Annotated in this window: 21 protein-coding genes and 1 pseudogene; 5 read left to right on the top strand and 17 right to left on the bottom strand. The window is 37.2% G+C overall.

The window, feature by feature from the left end:
- Window positions 1-135: 135 nt before the first annotated feature.
- The 10 genes and pseudogenes from AKG34_RS07685 to AKG34_RS07645 all read right to left on the bottom strand — a co-directional run bounded on the left by AKG34_RS07685 (window position 136) and on the right by AKG34_RS07645 (window position 12395).
- A complete protein-coding gene (locus tag AKG34_RS07685; protein WP_053345541.1) occupies window positions 136-1284 on the bottom strand; it encodes an acyl-CoA dehydrogenase family protein in 1149 nt (382 codons plus the stop codon).
- A 108-nt stretch (window positions 1285-1392) separates the two neighbouring features.
- Window positions 1393-2562 carry a thiolase family protein gene (locus tag AKG34_RS07680; protein WP_053345540.1) on the bottom strand — a complete coding sequence of 390 codons (1170 nt, stop codon included), beginning with the start codon at window positions 2560-2562 and terminating at the stop codon, window positions 1393-1395.
- 117 nt (window positions 2563-2679) lie between these two features.
- On the bottom strand, window positions 2680-3951 hold the full coding sequence (locus AKG34_RS07675; protein WP_053345539.1) for an MFS transporter: 1272 nt from the start codon (window positions 3949-3951) through the stop codon (window positions 2680-2682).
- A 232-nt stretch (window positions 3952-4183) separates the two neighbouring features.
- On the bottom strand, window positions 4184-5797 hold the full coding sequence (locus AKG34_RS07670; protein WP_053345538.1) for a long-chain-fatty-acid--CoA ligase: 1614 nt from the start codon (window positions 5795-5797) through the stop codon (window positions 4184-4186).
- A 572-nt stretch (window positions 5798-6369) separates the two neighbouring features.
- The gene (locus AKG34_RS28655; protein WP_083450707.1) at window positions 6370-6483 is read right to left on the bottom strand and encodes a thiolase family protein; all 114 of its coding nucleotides are present in this window, start codon (window positions 6481-6483) and stop codon (window positions 6370-6372) included.
- Between the two features lie 19 nt (window positions 6484-6502).
- Window positions 6503-6931: an SRPBCC family protein gene (locus AKG34_RS07665; RefSeq protein WP_053345537.1), complete on the bottom strand. Its 429-nt coding sequence runs from the start codon at window positions 6929-6931 to the stop codon at window positions 6503-6505.
- 212 nt (window positions 6932-7143) lie between these two features.
- Entirely contained in the window at window positions 7144-8322 is a 1179-nt protein-coding gene (locus tag AKG34_RS07660) for an amidohydrolase (protein ID WP_330219143.1), read from the bottom strand.
- Window positions 8323-8377: 55 nt separating this feature from the next.
- A complete protein-coding gene (locus AKG34_RS07655; protein WP_053345536.1) occupies window positions 8378-9832 on the bottom strand; it encodes a YfcC family protein in 1455 nt (484 codons plus the stop codon).
- 102 nt (window positions 9833-9934) lie between these two features.
- Window positions 9935-11551, bottom strand: coding sequence for a M20/M25/M40 family metallo-hydrolase (locus AKG34_RS07650; RefSeq protein WP_053345535.1), 1617 nt, complete (start codon window positions 11549-11551; stop codon window positions 9935-9937).
- 80 nt (window positions 11552-11631) lie between these two features.
- A pseudogene (locus AKG34_RS07645) lies at window positions 11632-12395 on the bottom strand (dimethylarginine dimethylaminohydrolase family protein).
- A 248-nt stretch (window positions 12396-12643) separates the two neighbouring features.
- On the opposite strand from AKG34_RS07645, the gene AKG34_RS07640 reads away from it, so the two are divergent.
- Together AKG34_RS07640 and AKG34_RS07635 are read left to right on the top strand one after the other, a co-directional pair.
- On the top strand, window positions 12644-13414 hold the full coding sequence (locus tag AKG34_RS07640; RefSeq protein WP_053345534.1) for an IclR family transcriptional regulator: 771 nt from the start codon (window positions 12644-12646) through the stop codon (window positions 13412-13414).
- Window positions 13415-13761: 347 nt separating this feature from the next.
- Window positions 13762-14169: an Hsp20/alpha crystallin family protein gene (locus AKG34_RS07635; protein WP_053345533.1), complete on the top strand. Its 408-nt coding sequence runs from the start codon at window positions 13762-13764 to the stop codon at window positions 14167-14169.
- A gap of 73 nt (window positions 14170-14242) precedes the next feature.
- On the opposite strand, the gene AKG34_RS07630 is transcribed toward AKG34_RS07635, so the two are convergent.
- The 4 genes from AKG34_RS07630 to AKG34_RS07615 form a co-directional block, all read right to left on the bottom strand.
- Window positions 14243-17374 carry an AAA family ATPase gene (locus AKG34_RS07630; protein ID WP_053345532.1) on the bottom strand — a complete coding sequence of 1044 codons (3132 nt, stop codon included), beginning with the start codon at window positions 17372-17374 and terminating at the stop codon, window positions 14243-14245.
- The gene (locus tag AKG34_RS07625; RefSeq protein WP_053345531.1) at window positions 17371-18516 is read right to left on the bottom strand and encodes an exonuclease SbcCD subunit D; all 1146 of its coding nucleotides are present in this window, start codon (window positions 18514-18516) and stop codon (window positions 17371-17373) included. The genes AKG34_RS07630 and AKG34_RS07625 overlap by 4 nt, the downstream gene beginning before the upstream one ends.
- A 161-nt stretch (window positions 18517-18677) precedes the next feature.
- Window positions 18678-19106, bottom strand: coding sequence for a DUF2621 domain-containing protein (locus AKG34_RS07620; RefSeq protein ID WP_053345530.1), 429 nt, complete (start codon window positions 19104-19106; stop codon window positions 18678-18680).
- Window positions 19107-19187: 81 nt separating this feature from the next.
- Complete coding sequence (locus AKG34_RS07615) at window positions 19188-19493, bottom strand: DUF3219 family protein (protein ID WP_053345529.1); 306 nt, start codon at window positions 19491-19493, stop codon at window positions 19188-19190.
- Between the two features lie 248 nt (window positions 19494-19741).
- Between AKG34_RS07615 and AKG34_RS07610 the strand changes: the two genes are divergently transcribed.
- Window positions 19742-20038 (top strand): transposase, encoded by a 297-nt coding sequence (locus AKG34_RS07610; protein WP_053345528.1) that lies wholly within the window; start codon window positions 19742-19744, stop codon window positions 20036-20038.
- A gap of 53 nt (window positions 20039-20091) precedes the next feature.
- Window positions 20092-20313, top strand: coding sequence for an IS3 family transposase (locus AKG34_RS26670; RefSeq protein WP_407946280.1), 222 nt, complete (start codon window positions 20092-20094; stop codon window positions 20311-20313).
- A gap of 85 nt (window positions 20314-20398) precedes the next feature.
- On the opposite strand, the gene AKG34_RS07605 is transcribed toward AKG34_RS26670, so the two are convergent.
- The 3 genes from AKG34_RS07605 to AKG34_RS07595 form a co-directional block, all read right to left on the bottom strand.
- Window positions 20399-20878: a CcdC family protein gene (locus AKG34_RS07605; protein WP_053345527.1), complete on the bottom strand. Its 480-nt coding sequence runs from the start codon at window positions 20876-20878 to the stop codon at window positions 20399-20401.
- A gap of 109 nt (window positions 20879-20987) precedes the next feature.
- The gene (locus AKG34_RS07600) at window positions 20988-21347 is read right to left on the bottom strand and encodes a response regulator (protein WP_053345526.1); all 360 of its coding nucleotides are present in this window, start codon (window positions 21345-21347) and stop codon (window positions 20988-20990) included.
- Window positions 21348-21564: 217 nt separating this feature from the next.
- Window positions 21565-22272, bottom strand: a complete 708-nt coding sequence (locus AKG34_RS07595) for a cytochrome c biogenesis protein CcdA (protein ID WP_053345525.1) — start codon at window positions 22270-22272, stop codon at window positions 21565-21567.
- A 259-nt stretch (window positions 22273-22531) separates the two neighbouring features.
- Between AKG34_RS07595 and AKG34_RS26665 the strand changes: the two genes are divergently transcribed.
- Window positions 22532-22705: an aspartyl-phosphate phosphatase Spo0E family protein gene (locus tag AKG34_RS26665; protein ID WP_082527497.1), complete on the top strand. Its 174-nt coding sequence runs from the start codon at window positions 22532-22534 to the stop codon at window positions 22703-22705.
- Window positions 22706-22724: the final 19 nt, after the last annotated feature.

The following is a 22724-nucleotide window of genomic DNA, read 5'->3' as shown; positions in this document are numbered from 1 at the left end:
GTGCATATGTACAGGTTTATCTGCCACTACGCATCTTCCGTATTTCTCACTGGCTTCAGTAAAATACTTTTACCGTTTTAGCAGAACTCCTTACTCTTTAATGCTTAAGTCCCTGGTTTCAGAGAAAGAAGACGCTTAGCAAACTTCCAATATATTCCTAGCAATAATTAAACGTTGAATTTCATTTGTTCCTTCATAAATCTTCGTAATGCGGGCATCCCGATAAAAACGCTCAACTGGATATTCCGCCATATACCCCATACCCCCGTGAATTTGAACAGCCTTATCCGCTACTCGATTAAAAACGTCAGAAGCAAATAGTTTTGCCATTGATGCTTCCTTAATCACCTTTTTCCCTTCATCAATCTTTTGCGCCGCCATCATCGTTAGTGCTCTTGCCGCTTCTGTTTCCGTTGCCATGTCTGCAAGCATCCATTGAATTGCCTGGTTGTCTGCAATTGGTTTGCCGAATTGAATACGCTCTTTCGCATATTTAGCAGATAATTCAATTAATTTACCGCATGATCCAACCGCTCTTGCTGCCAGACCGACACGCCCTTCACCTAAGATTTTAAGTGCTGACATATACCCCATTCCAACTTCACCAATTACGTTTTCTTCAGGAATGATACAATCTTCGAAAATAACTTGGGATGTATACGATCCTCTTAATCCCATTTTCTTGTCCTTTTTACCGACAGTTAAGCCAGGAAAATCTCTTTCTATTAAAAATGCAGTAATTCCGCCTTTTGCACCCTTTTCTTTATCGGTTAAGGCAAATACCGTATAGACATCAGCAATCGGCCCATTAGTGATGAAATGCTTCGTTCCGTTCATAACCCAATAATCTCCCTTTTTCACTGCGCTTGTTGTCAAATTTGTTGCATCCGATCCTGCTCCGGGTTCAGATAGAGCAAAGGCGGCAATTTTGTTACCAGCTGCCATTTCAGGCAAATATTTATTTTTCAAATGTTCGGATGCAAGCTTAACTAGACCTGTACTTCCAATCCCGGTGTGAGCACTAATTAATGAAACAAAACCATTATGTGTTCTTCCTAACTGCTCTAAAACGGTAGCCTTTTCTACCGCATTTAAGCCAATTCCACCGTATTGTTCAGGAATGCTTATCCCGAATAAACCGAGTTCTTTGGATTTTTCAACTAAATGCTGTGGGATGACATCTTCTTCTTCAATTTGTTGTGCGTAAGGCTCTACTTCCTTTTCAACAAAATTACGAATCATATTCTTCATTTGCAGCATTTCTTTATTTAAAGTAATCGTCATAATTCATACTCCTCCTTAGGTTTGCTCACTTAACTGACTACTAAGATTAAGATCGAAACAATCACATTTTATACGAATTTTTCCTGGATAGTGATAAGTAAAAAATCATCAATCACTTTCAATAATCGTAGCAATTCCCTGCCCACCTCCAATGCAAGCTGTAATAAGAGCATATCTTCCGCCAGATCGCTTCAATTCATAGGCCGCTTTCGTAATTAGGATTGCACCTGTAGCACCAAGTGGATGTCCGTGAGCGATGGCCCCGCCATTCACATTCACTTTTGCAGGATTCATATCAAGCTCCCGGTTACAAGCAATCACTTGAGCTGCAAAGGCCTCATTAATTTCAATAATGTCCATATCATTTAACGAAAGTCCTGACTTTTCCATTACCTTTCTTATAGCGGGAACAGGTCCGATTCCCATAATGTTTGGATCTACACCTGCAACAGCATGTGCTCTAATTGTTGCTAGCGGCTTAGTCCCCAATTTTTCTGCTTTCTCCCTCGACATTATGACCAGGGCAGATGCGGCATCATTTAACCCTGAACTATTGCCAGCGGTCACGGATCCCCCTTCTAAAAACGCTGGAGATAATTTTGCTAGCCCTTCTTTAGTTATATGCGGTCGTGGATGTTCATCAAATTTGAATTCGATAGGCTCTCCCTTTCTAACTGGAATGCTCACTGGAACAATTTGCTCATTAAAACGGCCCTCTTCCATTGCTCTGGCCATTTTTTTCTGGCTTTGGAAAGCGAATTCATCTTGTTCTTCTCTGCTGACCTCATATTTTTCAACTAAGTTTTCAGCGGTTATTCCCATTGGCGGATCACCGATTTCTTTTGGAGACAACTGTGATTTTCTGAACTTCGGGGGCATTGAACTATATATTTTTTCTGGGCGATCCATCAAGTAAGGCGCCCTGCTCATGCTTTCAACTCCACCTGCAATATAAACTTCTCCATCACCTGCCCAGATTGCCTGAGCAGCTAGATTGACAGCATTAATTCCTGATCCGCACTGACGGTCAATAGTCAGGCCCGACAGCTGAATAGAAAGGCCTGTTTGCAGCGCGGTTAACCTGGCGATGTTTCCACCGCCGCTTAAAACATTCCCCAAAATAACATCATCGACCATTTCAGGATTTACATTCGCTCGTTTTAAAGCTTCTTTTATCACCTCAGCACCAAATACGTGGGCGGGAACTGACGCTAGTTCGCCTCCTTGTTTCCCAATTGCTGTTCGTACTGCTGAAACAATGACCGCATCTCTATTCATTTCTCCATCCGCTCCTTTTTCTTTGTAATTCATCCCTTTTCATATCAAGGCTTTCAAGAAAATAACTGTCATTTATTTTCATTAGTATCATTTTAAAATCAGCTATTGAGACCAAGCTTATGAGGATTTAAGATTATAGTCTTTCTGTTCATCTTTATTTCCTTTTGATTTAGACGGTTTTACAAATATGGCAAATAGTATGCCAAAAGCCAAAACAAGTATGGCCATGAACAAAATAGATAAGTTGTAGCCCAATATTTTATTTCCTCCAGCTAAACCTATGATATAGCCGGTTAAAAGAGGAGCAATAATCCCTGCTATGTTACCTGATGAAGTTAAAATACTTGTCATCAATCCACCGCGTTCACGCATCTCATTTATCATAATCGTTGGGCCTATTGGTAATATGGCATATGTAAGGCCCTTTGCTAAACACATCGCAAGAATCACCCAAATTGGATTTTGAAAAACCATGATTGATGAAAAAAATATTGCACCCAAGATCATTGCACCAGCTACAACGAATACTCTTGATGACCGCCAATTTTGATTTTTCTTAAATAAATAATCAGACAGCATAGAAACACCCATATAAATACAAACGGAAACGACTCCGATTATTGCCACACTCGATCCCATCTGACCGGGTGTCATCTTAACGGCTTCCACTAAATAAATAGGCAGCCACACTGAAAACCAAACAACAAGAATATAGGTTGAAAAGTAAGCGAGGGTAGTAAATAAAGCAGTAGGTGACGCTAGAAGTCCCAGGAAATCTTTCACTTTAATTTTCTCTAGTTTATCTTTCTTTTTCTTCTGTACATTTTCATAAACTTCAACAGGATTTTCCTTCGTTAAAAATTGAAATAGGAAGAACCAAACAAGACTTGCTACACCAAGAGCGGCAAAGGCAACCTTCCATCCGAAAATGGTAATTAAAGAAACGAGGATTGGTGCAACAATCATCGCCCCAACAGTTCCCCCGCCAACCACTACCGAATTAGCAAACCCTTTTAGTTTTGGAGGAAACCACTTATCCGCATGACTGTAAGCAACTGGGCTATATGGCCCTTCAAATGCACCTAGTAAAATTCTGTAGAGAATCAGAAACGGCAACGCTGCAATGGCCAAAACCCCGAATTGCAAAACCGTCCATGTCAGCATGATGAATCCAAGTACTTTTTTTGCCCCAAGCCGATCCGCCCACGCTGCCCCGAAAATACCTGTTACTGGATATAGCCAATAATAACTACTTCCGACAAGTCCCCACTCAGCATAAGAAAGATCAAATTCTTTCATGATAGGTACAGCTGCAAGTCCGATGATTGATTTATCAGCAAAGTTAATAACGGCACCAAAGAATAATAGAATGAGAACAACCCAACGCATTTGAATTCCTCTTTTCTTTTTGTGTGTTCACACACTTCGAATTTAATCTAATAATTGATTCTTTAATTAATACTAAACGAACTACTTTCATCATCTGTTCTCCCAATGACAGCGTCTTCTTGCCCCTATCTTTCTGAATGAATACCTTATAAAATGACTTTAAATCGTGGGAGTATACAAAATATGCATGTTGGATCCCGTTCTGCTACTCTTTCAAACTATGCATTCTTCCTTAATCACTTTTCTCCTCCTTTTCAAGTTCTTCTTTAATAAGCAATCTTTTTAATAGTTTTCCGACTGTGTTCCGCGGCAGTTCTTTTCTAATTTCAAATTCTTTTGGCACCTTGTAGGGGGTCAACTGGGAATAGCAATATCCTTCTATTTCATCAAGATCAATGGAGGCATTTTCTTTCGGTACAATAAATGCTTTTACTACCTCACCTATTTCTTTATGAGGTATACCCACCACAGCAGCCTCTTTAATAGTCGGATGTTCATATAGAACTCCTTCCACCTCTTGGGGATAAATATTAAACCCGCTTACAATAATCATTTCTTTTTTTCTCCCGACAATGTAGAAATAACCTTCTTCATCCATCACAGCGAGATCACCAGTGTATAGCCAATCATTTTGTAATGCCTTTTTTGTTTCAGATTCATTATTCCAGTAACCTTTCATAATTTGTGGGCCTTTTATAAGCAATTCTCCAACACCTGTGTTTGGAACTTCATTATTATCATCATCAATAATCAAACAGTCTGTGCCTGGAAAGGGAATGCCAATGCTTCCTATTTTCCTTTTCCCAAAGGGTGGATTACGGTGAGTGGATGGAGAAGCTTCTGATAAACCAAAGCCTTCACCAATTTTGGCACCGGTCAGCACCTCAAATCGCTTCATAACCTCAACTGGAAGTGGAGCTGATCCGCAAGAACAATTTCTTAAACAATCCAGTCCATAGTTTTCGATTTCCGGGTGATTGACAAAAGCGTTATACATCTTTGGAACTCCTGGAAAAAAAGTTGGACGATACTTTTTAATGTTATCAAGTACATTTTGGACCTCGAATTTAGGAAATAATAGAATAGAGGCTCCAATATAGATACCTAGATTCATTGCACTTGTCATTGCATAAACATGATATAGAGGTGTCGATGCTAAGACGATTTCTTCACCTGGTATCATTGAATCCCCGTACATTTCAAAGCTCTGTACGACGTTGGAGGTCAAGTTATAATGAGTAAGCATAACCCCCTTCATCTTCCCAGTGGTACCACCGGTGTATTGAATAACAGCAGTATCTTCATAGGGATTTATACATTCAGGCGTTTTAATTGCTTCTCCAAATTCAATCATTGAACGAAGAGAATGAGAGTCATTTTGCTCGTCATCTGTATTAATGCAAGTTACAAAGTCATATATCCCTTTCGTTTCTTCAACTGTATTCGCAGCAGTTTGATCAAACACAATATATTTAGCATTTGAGTCTATTAAAATTTGCAATAGTTCTCTCGGTTTATACATTGGATTCAGCTGTACAACAATAAGCCCAAGCGCCTGAGCAGCGTAATAACTGACAATAAAATAAGGATGATTGGCCATCATCAGACCAATTCGTTCTCCTTTCACGAAACCCAACTCTTTCCATTTTCCTGCAAGTTTGTCTACCTGCAATTTCAGATTTTTATAGTCTATTAAATTGTCTTCAAAAATAATGGCTGTATGATCAGGAAACTTTTTGGCTGTTTTATCAAGTAGTGTATAGACGGATATTTCCGGTAGCTGTAAGAACTTCATTTTTTCTTCATACCATTGCTTCCATGGTTGAGTTACTGTTTTTCGCACCATTTATCCCTCCTCTTAGTAACAAATCTTCATATTTTTCCATTTTCGATTTATACTTATTTATCAATGCAACTTGCATGCCAAGACATATATAGGTGTAAACAGCTTGATTTTACGAAATGAGTCAATTCATTAATGAATTTTATTCTCTTAAAAAGCCTTACTTTTAAGGATTCATGTAAAAACCAATAATTCATTTTTGAATTTTTAATAGAGTTAAGAATAATTCTCAATAGATAAGGGTGGGATTTTTCGGAATCCACGAGTTTCATCCTTCTTTTTTCCTTATACAAATTTTTGTTTTTCTTATGAGTCATATTATTCTCATTCAGAGTAGAAAAATCCCATCCAACTGGGCAAGGATGGGATTTTCAATCTTCTAGAAAGCATACAATTCTAAAGCAGCACTGATTATACCTGTAAATGCTTTTGAAAAATGAATGAGGCAATATAGAAGGTCTTATTCTGAGTCTGCACCTGAAATTGGTATAGTGATACTTACTCAACTACCGCCGACATTTAGAATAATCACAAAACAAGCCAATGGAACGATTTGTGAATTGAAATCTCTAGAATCAATCGCCAGTTTTTGGCCGCCTTTGGCTTTCCAATGCAAATGCATCTTGAGCTTTACGGGAAATATGATATGTTTCTGCTACGTTTTCTGCTGTCCTTCTATAAAAATACATTTTCTGCTTTATATCTTATTTATCCTTGATGCCACACACCTGGTTTTTTTCCTTCCACATATTGCTTAAGAATGTACATAAGTGAACCCCAAGTTGTATTAATCATCGCATATGGTCCTTCCATTGACTCCCATCCAGAATGATTAAAGTTTACAATCGTCACTCCGTTTTCATTTACATTCAAATCAAAACGAATTTTTGTACCTTTCCATCCTGGCATATCATGTTGAGCTGTCCATACTACCAACTTACCTGGTTCAAGCTGATCAATGTGCATTTGGAAAATAGCTTTTCGATTGTAAAAGCCAAATTCAGCAATGCTTCCTACTTGAGGTTCAGCTTTAGCATCTGTCGTCCACCACCCCTTAAATCCTTCAGTCGTGGTTATGGCTTCGTATACTTTTTCAGCAGGCGCGTTTATCATAATTTGATGTGGCATGTTAATCATCATTTATCCTCGTTTCTTCTTTTAGTTTTATAGTTAGCTCTAAGATTGAGCTTTATTCTACTCTTTGATACGAAAATTTATAACGTTAACAATACCTCAATATTAAAAAGCCGAATTCCTCACTGATAACACTGAGAAATCCGGCTTTCGTTACTTAACAATGGCGCCCTTTTGTACGGGTAAATGAATTCTGCTTTCATTTAAATAACTATTTAGTGCCCACACAATTTCCTTGCAACTCCTACGAAATATTCTACTCCGTATTGCAAGGCACTTTCGTCAATCTTGAATTTAGGATGATGCAGCGGATACGCTTTTCCTATTTCATCACTGTGAACACCTATAAATTGCATCGAAGCTGGAACAATTTCGGAGTAGGCAGAAAAGTCCTCAGTCCCAAACATTGGATGTTCGACGTTTATCAGGTTATCTTTCCCGCAAATTTCTTCTACAATTTCCCGAGAGATGTCTACTACTGTTTTGTTATTGACCACAGCAGGATAACCTAATAACCAATTGATTTCATAGCTTGCTCCATGTGCATCAGTAATCCCTTTTACAATTTTCTCTAGATATTCTCTAGATTTTACGCGACTATCTCCATCTAGAGATCGAATTGTCCCGCCAAGCTCTGCATATTCTGGTATTACATTTAGAGCACTTCCAGCATGAAATGTAGTAACGGAAATCACGGGTGCTTTAAGTGCAGAAAGTTTTCTAGAGATAATATGTTGAAGATTGGTTGTGATTTCAGCTGCAATGATTAATGGGTCGATTGTTAATTCAGGAGTAGAAGCATGTCCTCCTTGGCCAATTATTTTAATTTCAAAGTCATCAGCAGCCGCGCAGAATACCCCATCTTTGATACAAATTGTCCCTTTTCGTTCATAAGGTGAAACATGAAGAGCGAATACATAGTCAACTCCTTCCATGATACCGCTTTTCACTAATTCTGATGCCCCTCCTGGATAGGATTCTTCAGCATGTTGAAAGATAAATCTGATTTCCCCAAAAATCTCCTCCCTTTTTTCAGAAAGAATCTTTGCAGCACCCAATAACATGGCAGCATGTGCATCATGTCCACAGGCATGCATAACTCCTGGATTTTTCGATTTAAAGTCCACATCAGCTTCTTCTTGAATAGGCAATGCATCTATATCTGCACGAAACGCAATGGTATAGTTTTTCTGATCAGCTTTCTTCGATCCTCTTAATACTGCCAATACACTTGTTTCTGTTGGCTTCGTTACTTCTAATCCTGGAAATGTACTTAATAGATTGTAAATATAATCAGATGTATTATGCTCTTGATAGGAAAGCTCGGGGTTTTCATGTATATGGCGCCTCCATGAGATTACCTGATTCATAATCGCCTTTTCCATTGTCTTCATTAATGAAAGACCTCCTTATATATATATATATTTATTTATTATTTCATATTTTACGTTAAAAAGGACCATATTTAATAGCTTGGGCAATAATTAAAAAGATTATCGATACGGCCATTTGAATTAGGAAAAACGGAAAGATCCATTTCACCCATTTGGTAAAAGGTATCCCTGCTACTGCTAAACCGGCCATTAGTACTCCGGAAGTAGGAAAAATCATATTAGATAAGCCATCCCCTAATTGGAATGCTAACACAGCGGTTTGTCTTGACATACCGACTAAATCTGCTAACGGTGTCATAATTGGCATGGTGAGTGCAGCTTGTCCACTTCCAGATGGAACAACAAAATTAATGAGCATTTGTAAAATAAACATTCCTAAAGCATTAATTGCAGGGGGCAATTGTTCAACTAATCCAGACGTATAATATAAAATTGTATCCAGTAGACCACCATTCGTGAAAATAACCAAGATTGTTTGTGCGACACCAATTATAAGTGCTCCAGAAACCATGTCACTCGCTCCTGAAATGAAACCATTAGCCATCTTAGAAGGTGACAGCCCTCCAATAAAGCCCATTATGATTGCACACATTAAGAATAATCCGCTAATTTCGCTAATATACCAACCTAATTTAATAACGCCATAAATTAACACGATGAAATTCACCAATAGAAGAAGTAACGCAAGAAGATGTCTTTTACTTAATTTGAAATTCAAATCAATTTCCGTATGCGCACTAGATTTGAATTTACCGAATTCACCCAATGTCGGGTTACGCTTTACCTTCATCGCATGAAAATAAATATATACTACAGTTACGATATAAAAAGCGACGAAAATGGCAACTCGTAATTCCATACCTGAATACATGGGCAATTCAGCAATACTTTGAGCTATGCCCACATTAAAAGGATTTGTTATACCAGAAGTAAAACCCGTTGATAAAGTTCCGAGCACCACAATTGCGAAACCTGTCATTGCATCGAACCCTAACGCTATACTCATAGGCACGACAATTGCAATATACACTAAGGCATCTTCAGCAGAACCGATCAACGTACCTAATAAAGCAAATATTAATACCATTAACGGAATTAACACTTTTTCTTTGGTTCCTAATCGTGCTGCAACAAATTTTATTAAGGAGTCCAATGCACCAGTTGCTTGCATTATTCCAAGAGCGCCTCCGAACAAAAATACAAAAAGAATAATGGAAGCTCCTTCAATCATGCCTAAATGTACACTGCTAAACATATCTAGTAGTCCAACTGGTGACGAATCAACAAATTCGAAAGAATTAGGATTCACGATTGTACGACCGTCTTTTTCAACTCGTTCATATTGACCTGCGGGTAAAACATAGGTTAGAACGGTGGCAATGATAATGACGATGAACATTAAGACAAAAGGATTGATTTCCTTTCCTTTCGCTTTTTTTGGTTGTTTGTCTGGTATAGGTTGTTGCTCAAGAGAATTGGATGTGATTTGCTGAATAGTTGAATTACTCATATTTGACCCCCAGTTAAAGTTTAAAATAAATCTACTACTTTCTTTTTCCGTCTATCTAATGGAAATGCACTATATACTTGTGCAATCAGATTGCAAGATTCATTAAATGGTATTTGCATCTGTAAACATATTTTTCAGTAAACACTCAATCATCATCGGGGTCTGAACGAAGGCACTTTCAATATGAAGTCGCTCCGTACGTTGATGTGCATCTTTTCCAAAAGGCCCTACATTAAAAACGGGTGCTTGAAGTTTCATCATGTCTTTAAAGGGAATATTATAGGTTTCTCCCCAAACGGGCGTATTTCGTTCAAAAGCAGACCAACCATCATCATGATTGTTATAATGGACATAACTCAAATCACAAACACCATTAAAATAGTGAATATGATTGATGTCCATAGAAATTTTGTTTGCCATTTTTTTTATTTTATTAATAGAATCGATGATAAGCGGATCATGTGATGTATTGACTGGAGGATAATAAGGTGGCGCAAACAATATGACAATCGCTGGTGCAAGTTCCTGGCATTGAATCAACAATTTATCGGCAATTCGTAAAGACTTTTCCCGCTCATCCCAATGAAAGTTCTCCTTCACCTCATTCTTTATTTCTTCTACAAGTCTCTTTCCTAACTTCTGCTCTGCATATACGACCAATTTTTCGTAGCGTAATACTTGGATCTCTCCTACTCCATTCAATTGTTCACGTTGGCACAATGCTTTATAGGATGTATTGCATGCTGCGGCTGCTTCTTGTGCAACTTTCTCAAACAGATTCATTATGTCAGAGGCACTTCGCTTCATGACAAAGACATTATAAAGCGCAACGGACCTATATGGCGTTTGTGTAGAGTATTGTGATTTTAAATCTTTTTGTTGTAATGCTACTGGTAACGGGGTAGTTTCACCTAGATCCTTTTCTCTAAAAAGGGTATTCCACTCCATGAGCTGAGTAAGGAAACTTGAAATATAGGGAGCTGTTATTCCTTTAAAAGGTTCACCAACATGTGTTTCTTTTCCATAAAAAAGAGCAGCCGGCATGATTTTACCCATTGTTCCAGAATAAATATATGATTTAGAATCGCCAGGCTTCTGTGAAAAGGAAGGTTCGCCATTTAAAAACAGTTTATAAAAAAGGTCATATTCATCCCGCATTTGGACAAGTCCCGAAACTGCCGCTCTCATTCCTGAAGAATTTACTTCTTCGTCAGGAACGGTAAGGAGGATAAGATTAATAGGCCATTGTTCGAAAATAGCTTTTTCTATTATTGACATATGAAGGGCAAGCCCCATTTTCATATCCATTGTTCCTCTGCCAAACAAATATTCTCCTGATTCAAGATCATCACATGCTTCATTTGGCAACTCGGCTTTTCGCGTACGAAGTGCCTTCGTGAGTTCTTCCGGGTAAAATGCAAGAGGTTCTAAATCACCATATTCTTCAGTTTGGACCGTATCAAAATGGCTTATCAATACAACGGTATCTTTTACCTTTGGATTTCTGTAAAAGGCTGTGACATAGTTTCTCCCCAGGTCCACTTCATGAAGGGATACGTAATTAGGATTTTGTTGGAAGTATTCAATTTCGTATAATTTATCTCTCAATCTATACGCAAAATTCCGTTCTCCATCTGTGAGTGTCCGGCTGTCCCAACTAACAAGTTCACATAACAGATTTCGAAGTGTTTCTTTTGATCCCCATAATAAATGGCTCATTAAATATCACCTCTTTCAATTTAAATAAAATCTGGAATTTATTTTTTTCAAGGTTTGAAAACTTATCCCTTTAATTTGGATTAAAAACGCAGGGACAAGCAGCTAAGGCCTCCATCTTGTTTTTGAAACTCTGTCATCTCTAATTCAATTGTTTTATAGCCTGCCTCTTCAATTTGTCGCTTTGTCTTCTCATATCCTTTCGGTATGATAAGGGAACCATTTACTAAAATGCAGTTAGCGGTGTATTCTTCTTCTTCTTCTGGAACGATAATTTTTTTATATTGATCAAATTCAGGATGATTAATAAATTCGCCTGCAACAATAATAGCGTTGTTACCAAGGTAAGCAATGCCTGTTTTTAAATGGAAAAATTTCTGCAGTGGAACAATCGTTGCTTGATAACCTTCTGATTCTACTATTTCTTTTAGTTGGCGTGGTCCTTCCTCGTTTGTACGTTCAGAAATACCAATATAGAAATGATTTTCAATTTGAAGAATATCCCCTCCATCTAATGTTCCAGGTGTTTTTATGTAGTTGAATTTTTCATAAAAATCCTTTAACACAGATTCTATTTCTACTATTTCTCCATTCCTTGTATCTGCTCCCGGGCTCGTAATAACAGCGAATTCTGGAGTTAAGACCGCTGCATCTTCAACAAATGTTGAATCAGGAAATTCTTCACTTTTTGCAAACATGTAACGGAGACACCACAGCTTTTCAAAGCCTCTACATAACTTTCATGCTGTTTTAGTAATAACTCATAATCCGGAGTTCCTAAATTGGATGTTGTTAGTCCATTTACATAACTTTTGCTTGGTAATTTTACAATTACATTTTTGTACATTGATAATTCCCCCTCACTCTTTCCTTAAATGTTCTTGACTGATAGATGCTTCTCTTGGATGTTTAATAATTACTCGTTTTATGGGCTTATTCATAGATGAACGATAAATTATAATCTCCTCCTTTTCCGCATAATGGAATTATATTTCTTAAAATGGAAATTTTATTAAATTATAAATTTTAAAATGGTATAATGTCAATATATTAAGAATTTTCTGAAATCATCCCTTAAAGAATGGTGGTATATACATGCAAACAATTGATAGGGCTATGAATGTAGTTAAAATGCTGGTATCTAAATCATCAGAAAACGGTTTATCTATTACAGAACTCTCTCAGGAATGTGATCTTCCGATTGGTTCCATTCATCGTGTATTAAAAGCCATGAGTAAGCACGGTTTAATTAAGCAGGATGAGCAATCTAAACGATACGGATTAGGAGATATTTGGATGGAATATGGCCTAAAAATGTATGACACATTGGATTATATTAGTATAATAAGGCCAGAATTAGAAAGGCTTATGCATAAAGTAGAGGAAAGCGTATTTCTTTACCGTCCGATGGGATTGGAATCCCTTATTATTGAACGGATTGATAGTGAAAGAAATCCTATTCGAGTCTATGATCAACTTGGTTCACGGATACCCTTTCATGTCGGTGCTGCCAATAAGGTGATGCTTGCCTACATGCCAGAAAAACAGGCAAAAAAAGTTATTGATACCCTTTTACCTGAAAAGGAAAAAATAGAGTTTTTAGAAGTTTTAAAGGATATGAATTCCAAAGGATATGGGATTAGTCACAGTGAAAGAACTGAAGGGACGTCTTCCGTCGCTGCCCCAATTTTGAATTTTTTTGGAGAAGTGTCAGGTGCCATAAGTATTGGTTTTGTAAGTTTTAATTTGACACCTGAAAGACTCAATATCCTCGTTAAAAATGTGTTGGAAACGAGTCAAAGCATGTCTGCAAAATTGGGATATAACGGGTCTGAACATACGAAGGCAATGAATCGTTCTTTCTAAATCATGGTATTTTATTTAAAGAAGTAAGTAATCGAGGAGTATAAAGAAAAAATACAAAAAAATTATTTCAGGCTACTTTATCTCTGTTTTCTTGAGACTGAAGTAGTCTAATTTCATTGGTATGCTTTTTATTTCATTTTACCTGATTGTTACTTCGCATCTCTCTAAAGTTCCCCCTTTTAGACTGACACTAGGTTGTCCTCTAACAACAGACCAACAGGATATATTTATAGTTTAAATCGTTTTCAGATTGTGAACTTTATGTCATAACTTTTTATTTTTTTCAATCACCATTCTTCATACTTCAAACATATAATATATACAAAGGAAAAACCGGGGGTATCAACATGCAAGACAATTTACATGGATCGCAAATGAATGAGGTTGAAAAGTTTGATGAATGGGTGAAAAAGTTTTTTCTGGACCCGGAAACAAGTGCGTTGGATCATCAACTATTTTCAATTGATATATACGAAAGTGAAGATGAGTATATGGTGGAAGCGGTTTTAGAAAATCATGATGTTAAAGATATTAAAGTATGCCTAAGTGATAATGAGTTATCGATCATCGTTGACGATAATCATAAACCCTTTCTTGAAAATAAAGCGGATACATTACCCACACAGAGGAAAATCCCCTTCCCCTTTTCAATTTGCTCACGTAGGATTACCGCGGAATTTTCAAATCCGTTATTGGTGATTCGCATCCATAAGTTTTCCCCCGGAAAAACAGCTGACGATATTAATATTGAGTAGTTTTCTTTCTTCATAATAAAAAGAATGGCTAAGGAAGCTGCCTGCTTCCTTAGCCATTCTTTTTTTATCTTGATTAGCCCGCAAAGTAAAATGAAGTTCGACTTCCTTTTTGTGTAGAAATGACTTGAAGCTGGGCATCGATTCGTTCCTTTAATTCTGGAACGTGAGAAATTATGCCAACCAATCTTCCGGTGCTCTGTATATCCATTAATGCTTCAATCGCATGGTCGAGTGATTCAGGGTCAAGCGTACCGAAACCTTCATCAATGAACATGGTCTCAAGTGATATGCCACCTGCATTCTGCTGGACAACATCAGCAAGCCCTAGAGCAAGTGCAAGCGACGCCTTAAAGCTTTCGCCTCCTGAAAGCGTTTTGACATGCCGTTCCTGGCCCGTATATTGATCATATACAGATAACTCCAGACCGCTTTGAATATTCCTTCGCGTTGGGTCCAGTTTCCGTAAAAGCTGATAACGACCGCTAGTCATCTTCAACAATCTTAGATTGGCTTCTTTTAGGATATCATCTAAAAAGGCCGCCAATACATACCGTTCAAAAGTAATACGGAAGGAGTTTTGACCTTTAGAAATCTCGGACAGATGACCAACGATACTGTACCTTTCATCTAGACTTTTCTGCTCTTCCCTAATTAGCTCCAGTTTTCGTTCAATTTCTTCGTTTATTTGCTTGTCAGCCAGTAATTCATTCTGATTTCTGCGTAACAATTCCAATTCACGATCTATGAATTCAAAAGTCTTTTTCAACCCTTCAAGGTCCGGCTTGACCACATCTTTTAATTTCATTTCCAAATCATGAAATAGACTTAGAACGCTTTGCCAACTTTGATTGTATTGCAGAACTTGACTCTCTATATATTCGAGAGCCGATTCTGACTTTTTGGCTGTTGTATATTCTTTATAATTGGCAAATCCTTGTTTGGTCATATCCGTAATCAACTTTTCCCGTTCCTCTGTTAATTCACGATTTAAGGCTTTTATATTTCCAGTTAGTGATTCTTTTTTCGCATTGATGCCCGACTCTTTTTCTTTAACCATTTGAAGATTTTTTCGTGCTTCTTCTAATGCAATTTGTAAACGTTTCTGCGTTTTGACGGCCGCTTGATATGCTGCATTATATTCTTCCTCAGTCCTGATTCCTTCTGGCATAGAATCGGTTAATCCTTTAAGCTTTGTAGAATTTTCAATATACCTGGTTTTGACTTGATCTTCTACTTCTTCTAAAGATATTCTATTCGCTTTTAGGTGGACTGCTTTCTCTTTTAATTCAAGCAACCTTCTTTCCAATTCACTAAACGCGGCCTTCTTAAGCCTCAATATCCGTAACTTTTCTTGCAGCTCTTTTCCTTTTTGCTCGAACTGATTCAAGTAAGCATCAATTTGATCTAAAGAAAGCTGTGGCAAACCCTGTTGTAAGTCAGCCAATTTTTCTTGAGAGGACTCTATTAGTGCATTGAACTTAGATTCCGCTTGATAATATTCACTTTCAGCTTGACTTTTTTGTTGATCTGCAGACTTCAGATTGTTTTCCTGCTGTTTTAATTCCATATCCGCTGGCATCTCATCATGCATTTTGGCGGGTTTAGGATGACTCACCGATCCGCACACAGGACAATTTTCACCAGTGTGCAACATGGACGCTAGCATCCCTGCTTGACCAGCGCGCCACTTTTCATTAAGAGCCTCTAGTTTTTCCTTTTCCTGAAGCTGAATTTTAAGAAGCTCTTGGTACCGGTTATTCTTTTCATCTAACACCCGCTTTGTGCCCTGTGATTCTGAAAGAACATCTTGAAGCTTTTTCATTTCTAATAACAAATGCTGATTTTTTTCGACTTCTCTTTCCATATCACTATAAAGAAAGGCTGCATTTTCCGCTTCTGATTTTTCAAGACCAACTTTTTCTGCTTCCGCTTCAATTGCACTATGCTCTGATACATTTTTTTCACGAAGCTGCTTACTAGTCTGCCACTCTTTTTCATCTAAAAGAACTTGCGCTTTTAAACTCGCATATGTCATCACAGCATCTTTTACCTGCTCAAGTTGATGCACATTTCGAACCGCCCGTTCCCTTTCGTCTTCCTTCAATAATTCCTGTTCATAGGAATCTTGTTTCTTAATCCGCTCATCCATTAACTTCTCTTCCTGCTCACTTAATTTTTGAAGTTCTGTAGTTACATCTTGTACTTGTTTACCAATTCGCAAATAATATTGCTCTTGCTTTTCTAGAGAAGCCGCTTTGTGCGCCATTTTAATTTGTTCTTTTACTTCATCTATTTCAGGTTTTTTCGCTTCAAGGATCTCTTTTTCCCTTCTCAGCCTTTCTTTTTCAGTAAACCTATTTAACAAATCCACCGCTTTTGAAAGCTCTTGGTTAACTTGATCTCGAGCTTCTTGCTTTTCCTGTATTTGCTTGCTAACATACTGACTTCTTTCTGTTGCTGCCGAAATAACAGAATGTAAGAGCGGCAAAATCTGTTGTTCATTTGGCTCTTCTGCCTCCAAATGTTCCTGCAGTCCTTCATGATTACCCGGCTTGATTCCTTTCATTAATTCAATTCGCCGCTGTGCACTTCTTTCACTTTTCTTTTTAAGAATTGAAGCTTCTTCTTTTAATTTTTCTTCTATTCGTTTATAAAGTTCGGTATGAAATAATTTCTGAAGTATCTGTTCTTTATCCTTACTGTCGGATGTTAACAGTTTTCTAAATTCATTCTGAGGAATCATCAGAATTTGCCGAAACTGATTGGCATCAAGTCCAATAAGTAATTTGATTTTCTCTTCAACCTCGCGTACATTGGCACCTAGCAGTTTTTTTCCTTCTGGCAACAGCTCATATAATTCAGCTTTCGCACCAACTGTCGTCGTGCCATCGCCCGATTTCTTCTTTCGTTCCTGTTGTGGTGAACGAGTTACCAAATATGTTTTTCCACGCAGTGTAAATTGTAGCGAGACTTCCGTCAACATATCATCTTCGGCAAATTGACTTCGTAAATCTTGCCCACTTCGATCTTCACCACTTGCTTTTCCATATATCGCAAAGCTAATCCCGTCAAAAATCGTTGTTTTCCCTGCACCCGTCTTTCCAGAAATGACAAACATAGTTCTTTCTCCTAGGGTATTAAAATCAATAGTTTCTCTTCCGGCATATGGGCCGAATGCCTGCATCGTTAAAATATGAGGTCTCATTTTAAAGCCTCCTCTTTCTTCACAGCTTCAATTACCGAAACCATCAAATCTTGCTTTTGAGAATCAAAGTCTCGATCTGTCATCTCTTGGTAAAACGTTTCAAACAAATCCAATTCGGACTTTCGTTCATCCTTTACAGAAGAAAAGGATTTTTTTCTTCTCAGGTCAGCCAAATCCCATTTCCGCTCTAGGTGAAGTACGTTCGGGTAGACCTGGCGTAAGCGATTAATCGGATCGATGAGTGATCCCTCATCATTTAGTGTTATTTTTAAATAGTCATCTATTTTTTGTGATTGATAAAAAGCAGGGTCAAGTAACTCTTCCATTGTGCCTGCCAGTTCCCTCATATCAAGCATAGGCATCAAAGATCGATATCGCATATCGAAACTGCCATCTTCTTTCATCTCGACAATGGATAACGACTTATTTTGCTTGGCCTCAGAAAAAGAGTACTTCAATAGTGAGCCGGAGTAATATACCTTTGGATGGCGTATCGCATCTGGGCTATGTAAATGTCCAAGTGCCGTATAGTCGAACGCATCAAATAAATCAGATGAAACACACCCAGAACCGCCTACTGACAAAACACGTTCTGAATCGCTCGTTTTACCACCTAATACAAAGGCATGTCCAACGAAAACATTTGGTTCATTCGGATTGAATGTTTCCGCAATAGTTCCAGTTATCCGTTTCATTGCTTCTTGATGAGAATGAATACTTTCATCTTCAAAAAGATGGCGAACGGTACCAGGTTCTGCATATGGGACACAATAAAAATTCACGCCCTTAATACGGACCGGTTCACATGTTTTTGTCAATTTCCCATGAATGTATAGCTGGCTATGACGATACCATGATGAACCGAATGACAGCCTCTCCGCCGAATCATGATTTCCCGATATCGCAACGATCGGTGTATTCATTTTCACATTAATGGTATAAAGAATTTCATCAAGAAGCTCTACCGCTTCCGTCGGTGGAACAGAACGATCATATAAATCACCGGCAATCACAACTGCATCCGGTTTCTCTTCTTCTACTATTTCAATAAATTGCAGGAGTGCATGTCTTTGATCTTCTGTCATATGTACCCCGTGAACAATTTTCCCTAAATGCCAATCAGCCGTATGGATAAATTTCATAGTTTCACTCCGTCCTCATTTTTACTTACTATTATTATATCAAAATTTGAAAGGATAGCATGGATTGGGTACAAACGTTCTAATTTTTACCATGATTTGAAGCACATCTTTTTTCAAACAAAAAAAAGGCACACTCTAAAGAGTCTACCTTCTCCTTAATATCAGCTAAATAAATGTTCATATGGACTCATATTTACTTTTCGTTCAGCTAATTTTTTTTGTAAAAATTTATGATCACGTTTGGGCGTGGCAATGATATAGCCACGTATTACTAAATCTTCTGTAATATCTCCCGCTTTTTCCTTTAACGCCAATTCACCGATTTTACCAGCAATTTTATGTCGTGCAACATCACGAAAAAGTTCTGGTACAGGGCTCACTAAATCTTCAAGTAAATCCTTTTGCTGCTTTGACCATAAGTGCTTTGTTTGGTCCAAATAATATTCTTCCCAATCCATATCGGATTTTCCATCCTCTTTAGGAAACCTTTTTAAGAATTTCCGAAACATGAAAAAACCACCGATGCTCATCAAGATTATTAATAGGGCTACCCAAAATAGAATAAACCATAAAAACCAGCCTCCAAGCAAAGAACCACCTCATATGTATAGAATAATTGTTACTATGTATTATAGACAGTAACCCATATCTTTACAAGGCTGGCAATAGAATCATTCTTGTTCGTTTACTTCCAATAAGACTAGTGAAAAATCTCCCACAGCATTTTCTTCATAAAGATTCGTAACCGAAGTAGCATAGTTAAAAATCTCTCCGCGAAATTCCTCGTTTGACTGAGGGATCTTTATATCAAATACCATTTGATATAGCAGTGTTGTTATATCATGATATTCACTATTAGTTACCTCGAAATTAAAACTGACTTTTCTGAATTCTCTACCTTCAGAATCTTTTATAACTTCTGCATGAAAATCAGTAACATGCAGTGATACATCGTCCAAAATGACTTCATCTACCATCTTACTAAACATCTCCTTTATTTGTGGTTAAAGTTATGTTATCACCTCAGGCGTCCCACGCCAACGATTCAGCCTTGAAAATATCAAAAAAAACGTGCACAGGAAAACCTGACATGTTTCTTTGAATTAATTCCCTTTTTCGGATCCATTGTACAAAAACAACACCCGACATAATTGATATGATCCCCTTTTAGTAGACAGAAAAAAGAAAGCACACTAATCTGTCTATATATGGAGGGGATTTTTCTATGGGTAATATTAAAAGAACGTTTGATAAAGCATTCAAAAAGCAGGCCGTTGATTTATACCTTAATGGAGATATGAGTTATCAATCGGTCGCTGATAAATTAGAAATTGATAAAAATCAAGTCCGCCGCTGGGTTAAGTACTTTGAAGATGAAGGCATACTGGGTTTGGAAGAGAAACGAGGGAAAGCGAAGGGTCTTGGTAAGGGCAGACCAAGAACAGCTCCGGAGGATCCTGAAGAAAAAATCAGACGTTTAGAGGCGGAGAACGAAATGCTAAAAAAGCTCTTAAAGATGTAAAAGGGGGAATGGAGGCAGTAACGNAATATAATAACCTATTGAAAAAATATAAGATGCAATCCAGTATGTCAAGAAAGGGAAACTGCTGGGATAACGCTTGTATGGAGAATTTCTTCAGCCACTTTAAATCGGAGTGTTTCTATATGAACTCCTTCCGAACCTCTGAAGAGGTTAGAGGTGCTGTAAGTATGTATATTCGATTCTATAACCATCATCGCTTCCAGAAAAAATTAAACAACCTGAGTCCATATCAATATAGAACTCAGGCTGCTTAATTGGTCTTTTTTATTTCTGTCTATTTGACAGGGGTCACTCCAAATGGCAGGTGTTGTTTTTTATTATATTTAGTTTAATTAAAACTTACACCATATTACTTTCGCTTAAGTAGGCCGCTTTGACTTTTTTGTATTGGTATAGCATCGCTATTCGCCATGGAACAATCATCGCAAAAGCAAGAAGGAAAAACATTCCACCAAGCACGCCAACTTCAATTGTACTTCCCAGTATAAGCTTTGCAACAAGTCGTATCACCATTAGTCCGACTAAAATGAATATAAATGCTTTAGACCTCTGAATATAAATTTGTTCATTTCGAACTTCGAATTTGGATGTTTTAATTAAGAGGATAGAAAATACCATCCCTGCTACAAGAGCTTCTAGAAATTCGTATCTAGTGACCCTAAACATTGGGAAAAGAAACATCAAAGCACCCGTACTCATAAAGAGTGGGGGTAATATGATTTTTTTTTCATTCACTGGTTTTTTTGTTTCCTTCATTCGAAACATGAAAACACCCATAGCCATCACAATCGCTATACCTGTAGATATATATATCGTCATTTTTATCATCCTTTTAGCTAAAATAGGTAAGTACCATGAAAAATTATATATCACTTCAATTATTAAACAAAGTATATATTACCTAAATCAGATAAACAAGGAGAGTGTTTTAATCAAGCACCCTATTGATAGCATCTACTACTCGGCATTCGTCAAACGGCTTTACAATAAAGTCCTTTGCCCCTGCCTCAATAGCTTCGACAACCATTTTTTGTTGTCCCATCGCTGAACACATTATAACCTTTGCGTAAGGAAAATCTTTCTTAATTTCTTTAACCGCATCTAGCCCGCTCATGATTGGCATTGTTATATCCATTGTAACAAGATCGGGATTTAGTTTACGAAATAATTCTATTGCCTCTTTCCCGTTCTCGCCTTCACCAATTACTTCATGTTCTGCTTTTGATAATATTTTCGAAAGTGTCATTCTCATAAACTTAGCATCATCAACTACTAATATTCGGGCCATTGCCGTTCCTCCTCATTTCAAACAACAGAAAGCGAAATCTAATCGTATTGAAATGTAATGATAATTTTCAATAATAAGTATAGGGTATATGACTTAAGACCTAAAATCAAATGATTTAATGTGATAATATAAGTAAATTAACACAAAAAAACAGATATAAAGAACTATCAACAGAATATTCTATTAAAATATTTTTAAAAATTAACTTATCCATGGACTAAAACCCAGTAAATCCCCCGAATAGTCTAGATAGGACTGCAATTATTTTGGTCATCCAATTAAAAAATAAAATTACGCCCATTAGAATCATTAAATATCCGCCAATTTTCATAATATATTGGCTGTATGTTTTAATCCATTTCAATTTTCCGACAAAGAAGGATAAAATGAAAAATGGTATGGCAAATCCTAAAATATAAGCAGTCATATAGCTCATGGCCGCGCCTGGGTTGGTTGCACCTAAAGTGATGACAGCACCCAAAAGAGGACCTGCACAAGGCGTCCATCCAGCAGCAAAAGCAAGACCAATCAAAATCGAACCAATATATCCGCTAGGACGGTTTTTAAACTCGAAACGGCTATCTTTCATTAAGGACTTTGGTTGAAAGACCCCCACAATAAATAACCCAAAAATGATAATTAAAATGGCACCAATTTGACGAATTAATTCCTTGTAATTTGAGAAGAAAGAACCTAGATATGTAGTGCTAAACCCTATTGCAATAAAAACCAAAGAAAAACCTAGTAGAAAGAACAAAGTATGCAACATGCTCCTTCTTTGGAGCATGGCGTTCTCTGATTTAATCTCACCAACACTCATACCAGTGATATAAGATAAAAAGGCTGGGTATAGCGGTAAACAGCACGGAGATATAAAACTCAAAAAACCGGCTCCAAAAGCTAAGAAAATATTAATATCATTCAATAACCCTCACTCCTATGTAAGTACCTATAAACATTGTAACAAATAAGATAAAAAAATACATTTTTGGAACTGTGAATATTTCATGACAAACTTAAAAACCAAATAACGAAAATTAGGTTGCACTGTTGTTTTTTACCATTAGGGTAACTTATTTGAATTCATTAGACCAACCCTATATAATTGTTATATTCATACAAAATTTACAACTAGCTCATAAAAGGATACCTTAAGAATAGTTGGGTACAGGAAGGATATATAAATGGCGAAAAAAAATGAGTTTCTCGAACAGATTGAATTAAAGAGAAATGAGCTTATCAATATTGTCGCTAAAGACGGCTTAAACTCTAAGGTTGCGATAGAATATAGCCAGCAGCTTGATCAATTATTAAATAAGTATAATGAGCTCTTTTATAAAACTGGTATAGACTTTTAATTATCCCTTTAATTTCTTA

Source organism: Peribacillus butanolivorans, from assembly GCF_001273755.1.
In the GTDB taxonomy this organism is placed as follows: domain Bacteria; phylum Bacillota; class Bacilli; order Bacillales; family DSM-1321; genus Peribacillus; species Peribacillus butanolivorans.
This window is presented reverse-complemented; position numbering and strand designations above follow the sequence as displayed.

Bases quoted from the DNA above. Each gene is read 5' to 3' on its own strand.
- AKG34_RS07660 (WP_330219143.1), bottom strand. From the start codon at position 8,322: ATGAAGACAATGGAAAAGGCGATTATGAATCAGGTAATCTCATGGAGG.
- AKG34_RS07610 (WP_053345528.1), top strand. From the start codon at position 19,742: ATGGGTAATATTAAAAGAACGTTTGATAAAGCATTCAAAAAGCAGGCC.
- AKG34_RS07655 (WP_053345536.1), bottom strand. From the start codon at position 9,832: ATGAGTAATTCAACTATTCAGCAAATCACATCCAATTCTCTTGAGCAA.
- AKG34_RS28655 (WP_083450707.1), bottom strand. From the start codon at position 6,483: ATGTATTTTTATAGAAGGACAGCAGAAAACGTAGCAGAAACATATCAT.
- AKG34_RS26670 (WP_407946280.1), top strand. From the start codon at position 20,092: ATGCAATCCAGTATGTCAAGAAAGGGAAACTGCTGGGATAACGCTTGT.
- AKG34_RS07605 (WP_053345527.1), bottom strand. From the start codon at position 20,878: ATGACGATATATATATCTACAGGTATAGCGATTGTGATGGCTATGGGT.
- AKG34_RS07625 (WP_053345531.1), bottom strand. From the start codon at position 18,516: ATGAAATTTATCCATACGGCTGATTGGCATTTAGGGAAAATTGTTCAC.
- AKG34_RS07630 (WP_053345532.1), bottom strand. From the start codon at position 17,374: ATGAGACCTCATATTTTAACGATGCAGGCATTCGGCCCATATGCCGGA.
- AKG34_RS26665 (WP_082527497.1), top strand. From the start codon at position 22,532: ATGGCGAAAAAAAATGAGTTTCTCGAACAGATTGAATTAAAGAGAAAT.
- AKG34_RS07685 (WP_053345541.1), bottom strand. From the start codon at position 1,284: ATGACGATTACTTTAAATAAAGAAATGCTGCAAATGAAGAATATGATT.
- AKG34_RS07635 (WP_053345533.1), top strand. From the start codon at position 13,762: ATGCAAGACAATTTACATGGATCGCAAATGAATGAGGTTGAAAAGTTT.
- AKG34_RS07600 (WP_053345526.1), bottom strand. From the start codon at position 21,347: ATGGCCCGAATATTAGTAGTTGATGATGCTAAGTTTATGAGAATGACA.
- AKG34_RS07640 (WP_053345534.1), top strand. From the start codon at position 12,644: ATGCAAACAATTGATAGGGCTATGAATGTAGTTAAAATGCTGGTATCT.
- AKG34_RS07665 (WP_053345537.1), bottom strand. From the start codon at position 6,931: ATGATTAACATGCCACATCAAATTATGATAAACGCGCCTGCTGAAAAA.
- AKG34_RS07650 (WP_053345535.1), bottom strand. From the start codon at position 11,551: ATGAGCCATTTATTATGGGGATCAAAAGAAACACTTCGAAATCTGTTA.
- AKG34_RS07680 (WP_053345540.1), bottom strand. From the start codon at position 2,562: ATGAATAGAGATGCGGTCATTGTTTCAGCAGTACGAACAGCAATTGGG.
- AKG34_RS07675 (WP_053345539.1), bottom strand. From the start codon at position 3,951: ATGCGTTGGGTTGTTCTCATTCTATTATTCTTTGGTGCCGTTATTAAC.
- AKG34_RS07615 (WP_053345529.1), bottom strand. From the start codon at position 19,493: ATGGTAGATGAAGTCATTTTGGACGATGTATCACTGCATGTTACTGAT.
- AKG34_RS07670 (WP_053345538.1), bottom strand. From the start codon at position 5,797: ATGGTGCGAAAAACAGTAACTCAACCATGGAAGCAATGGTATGAAGAA.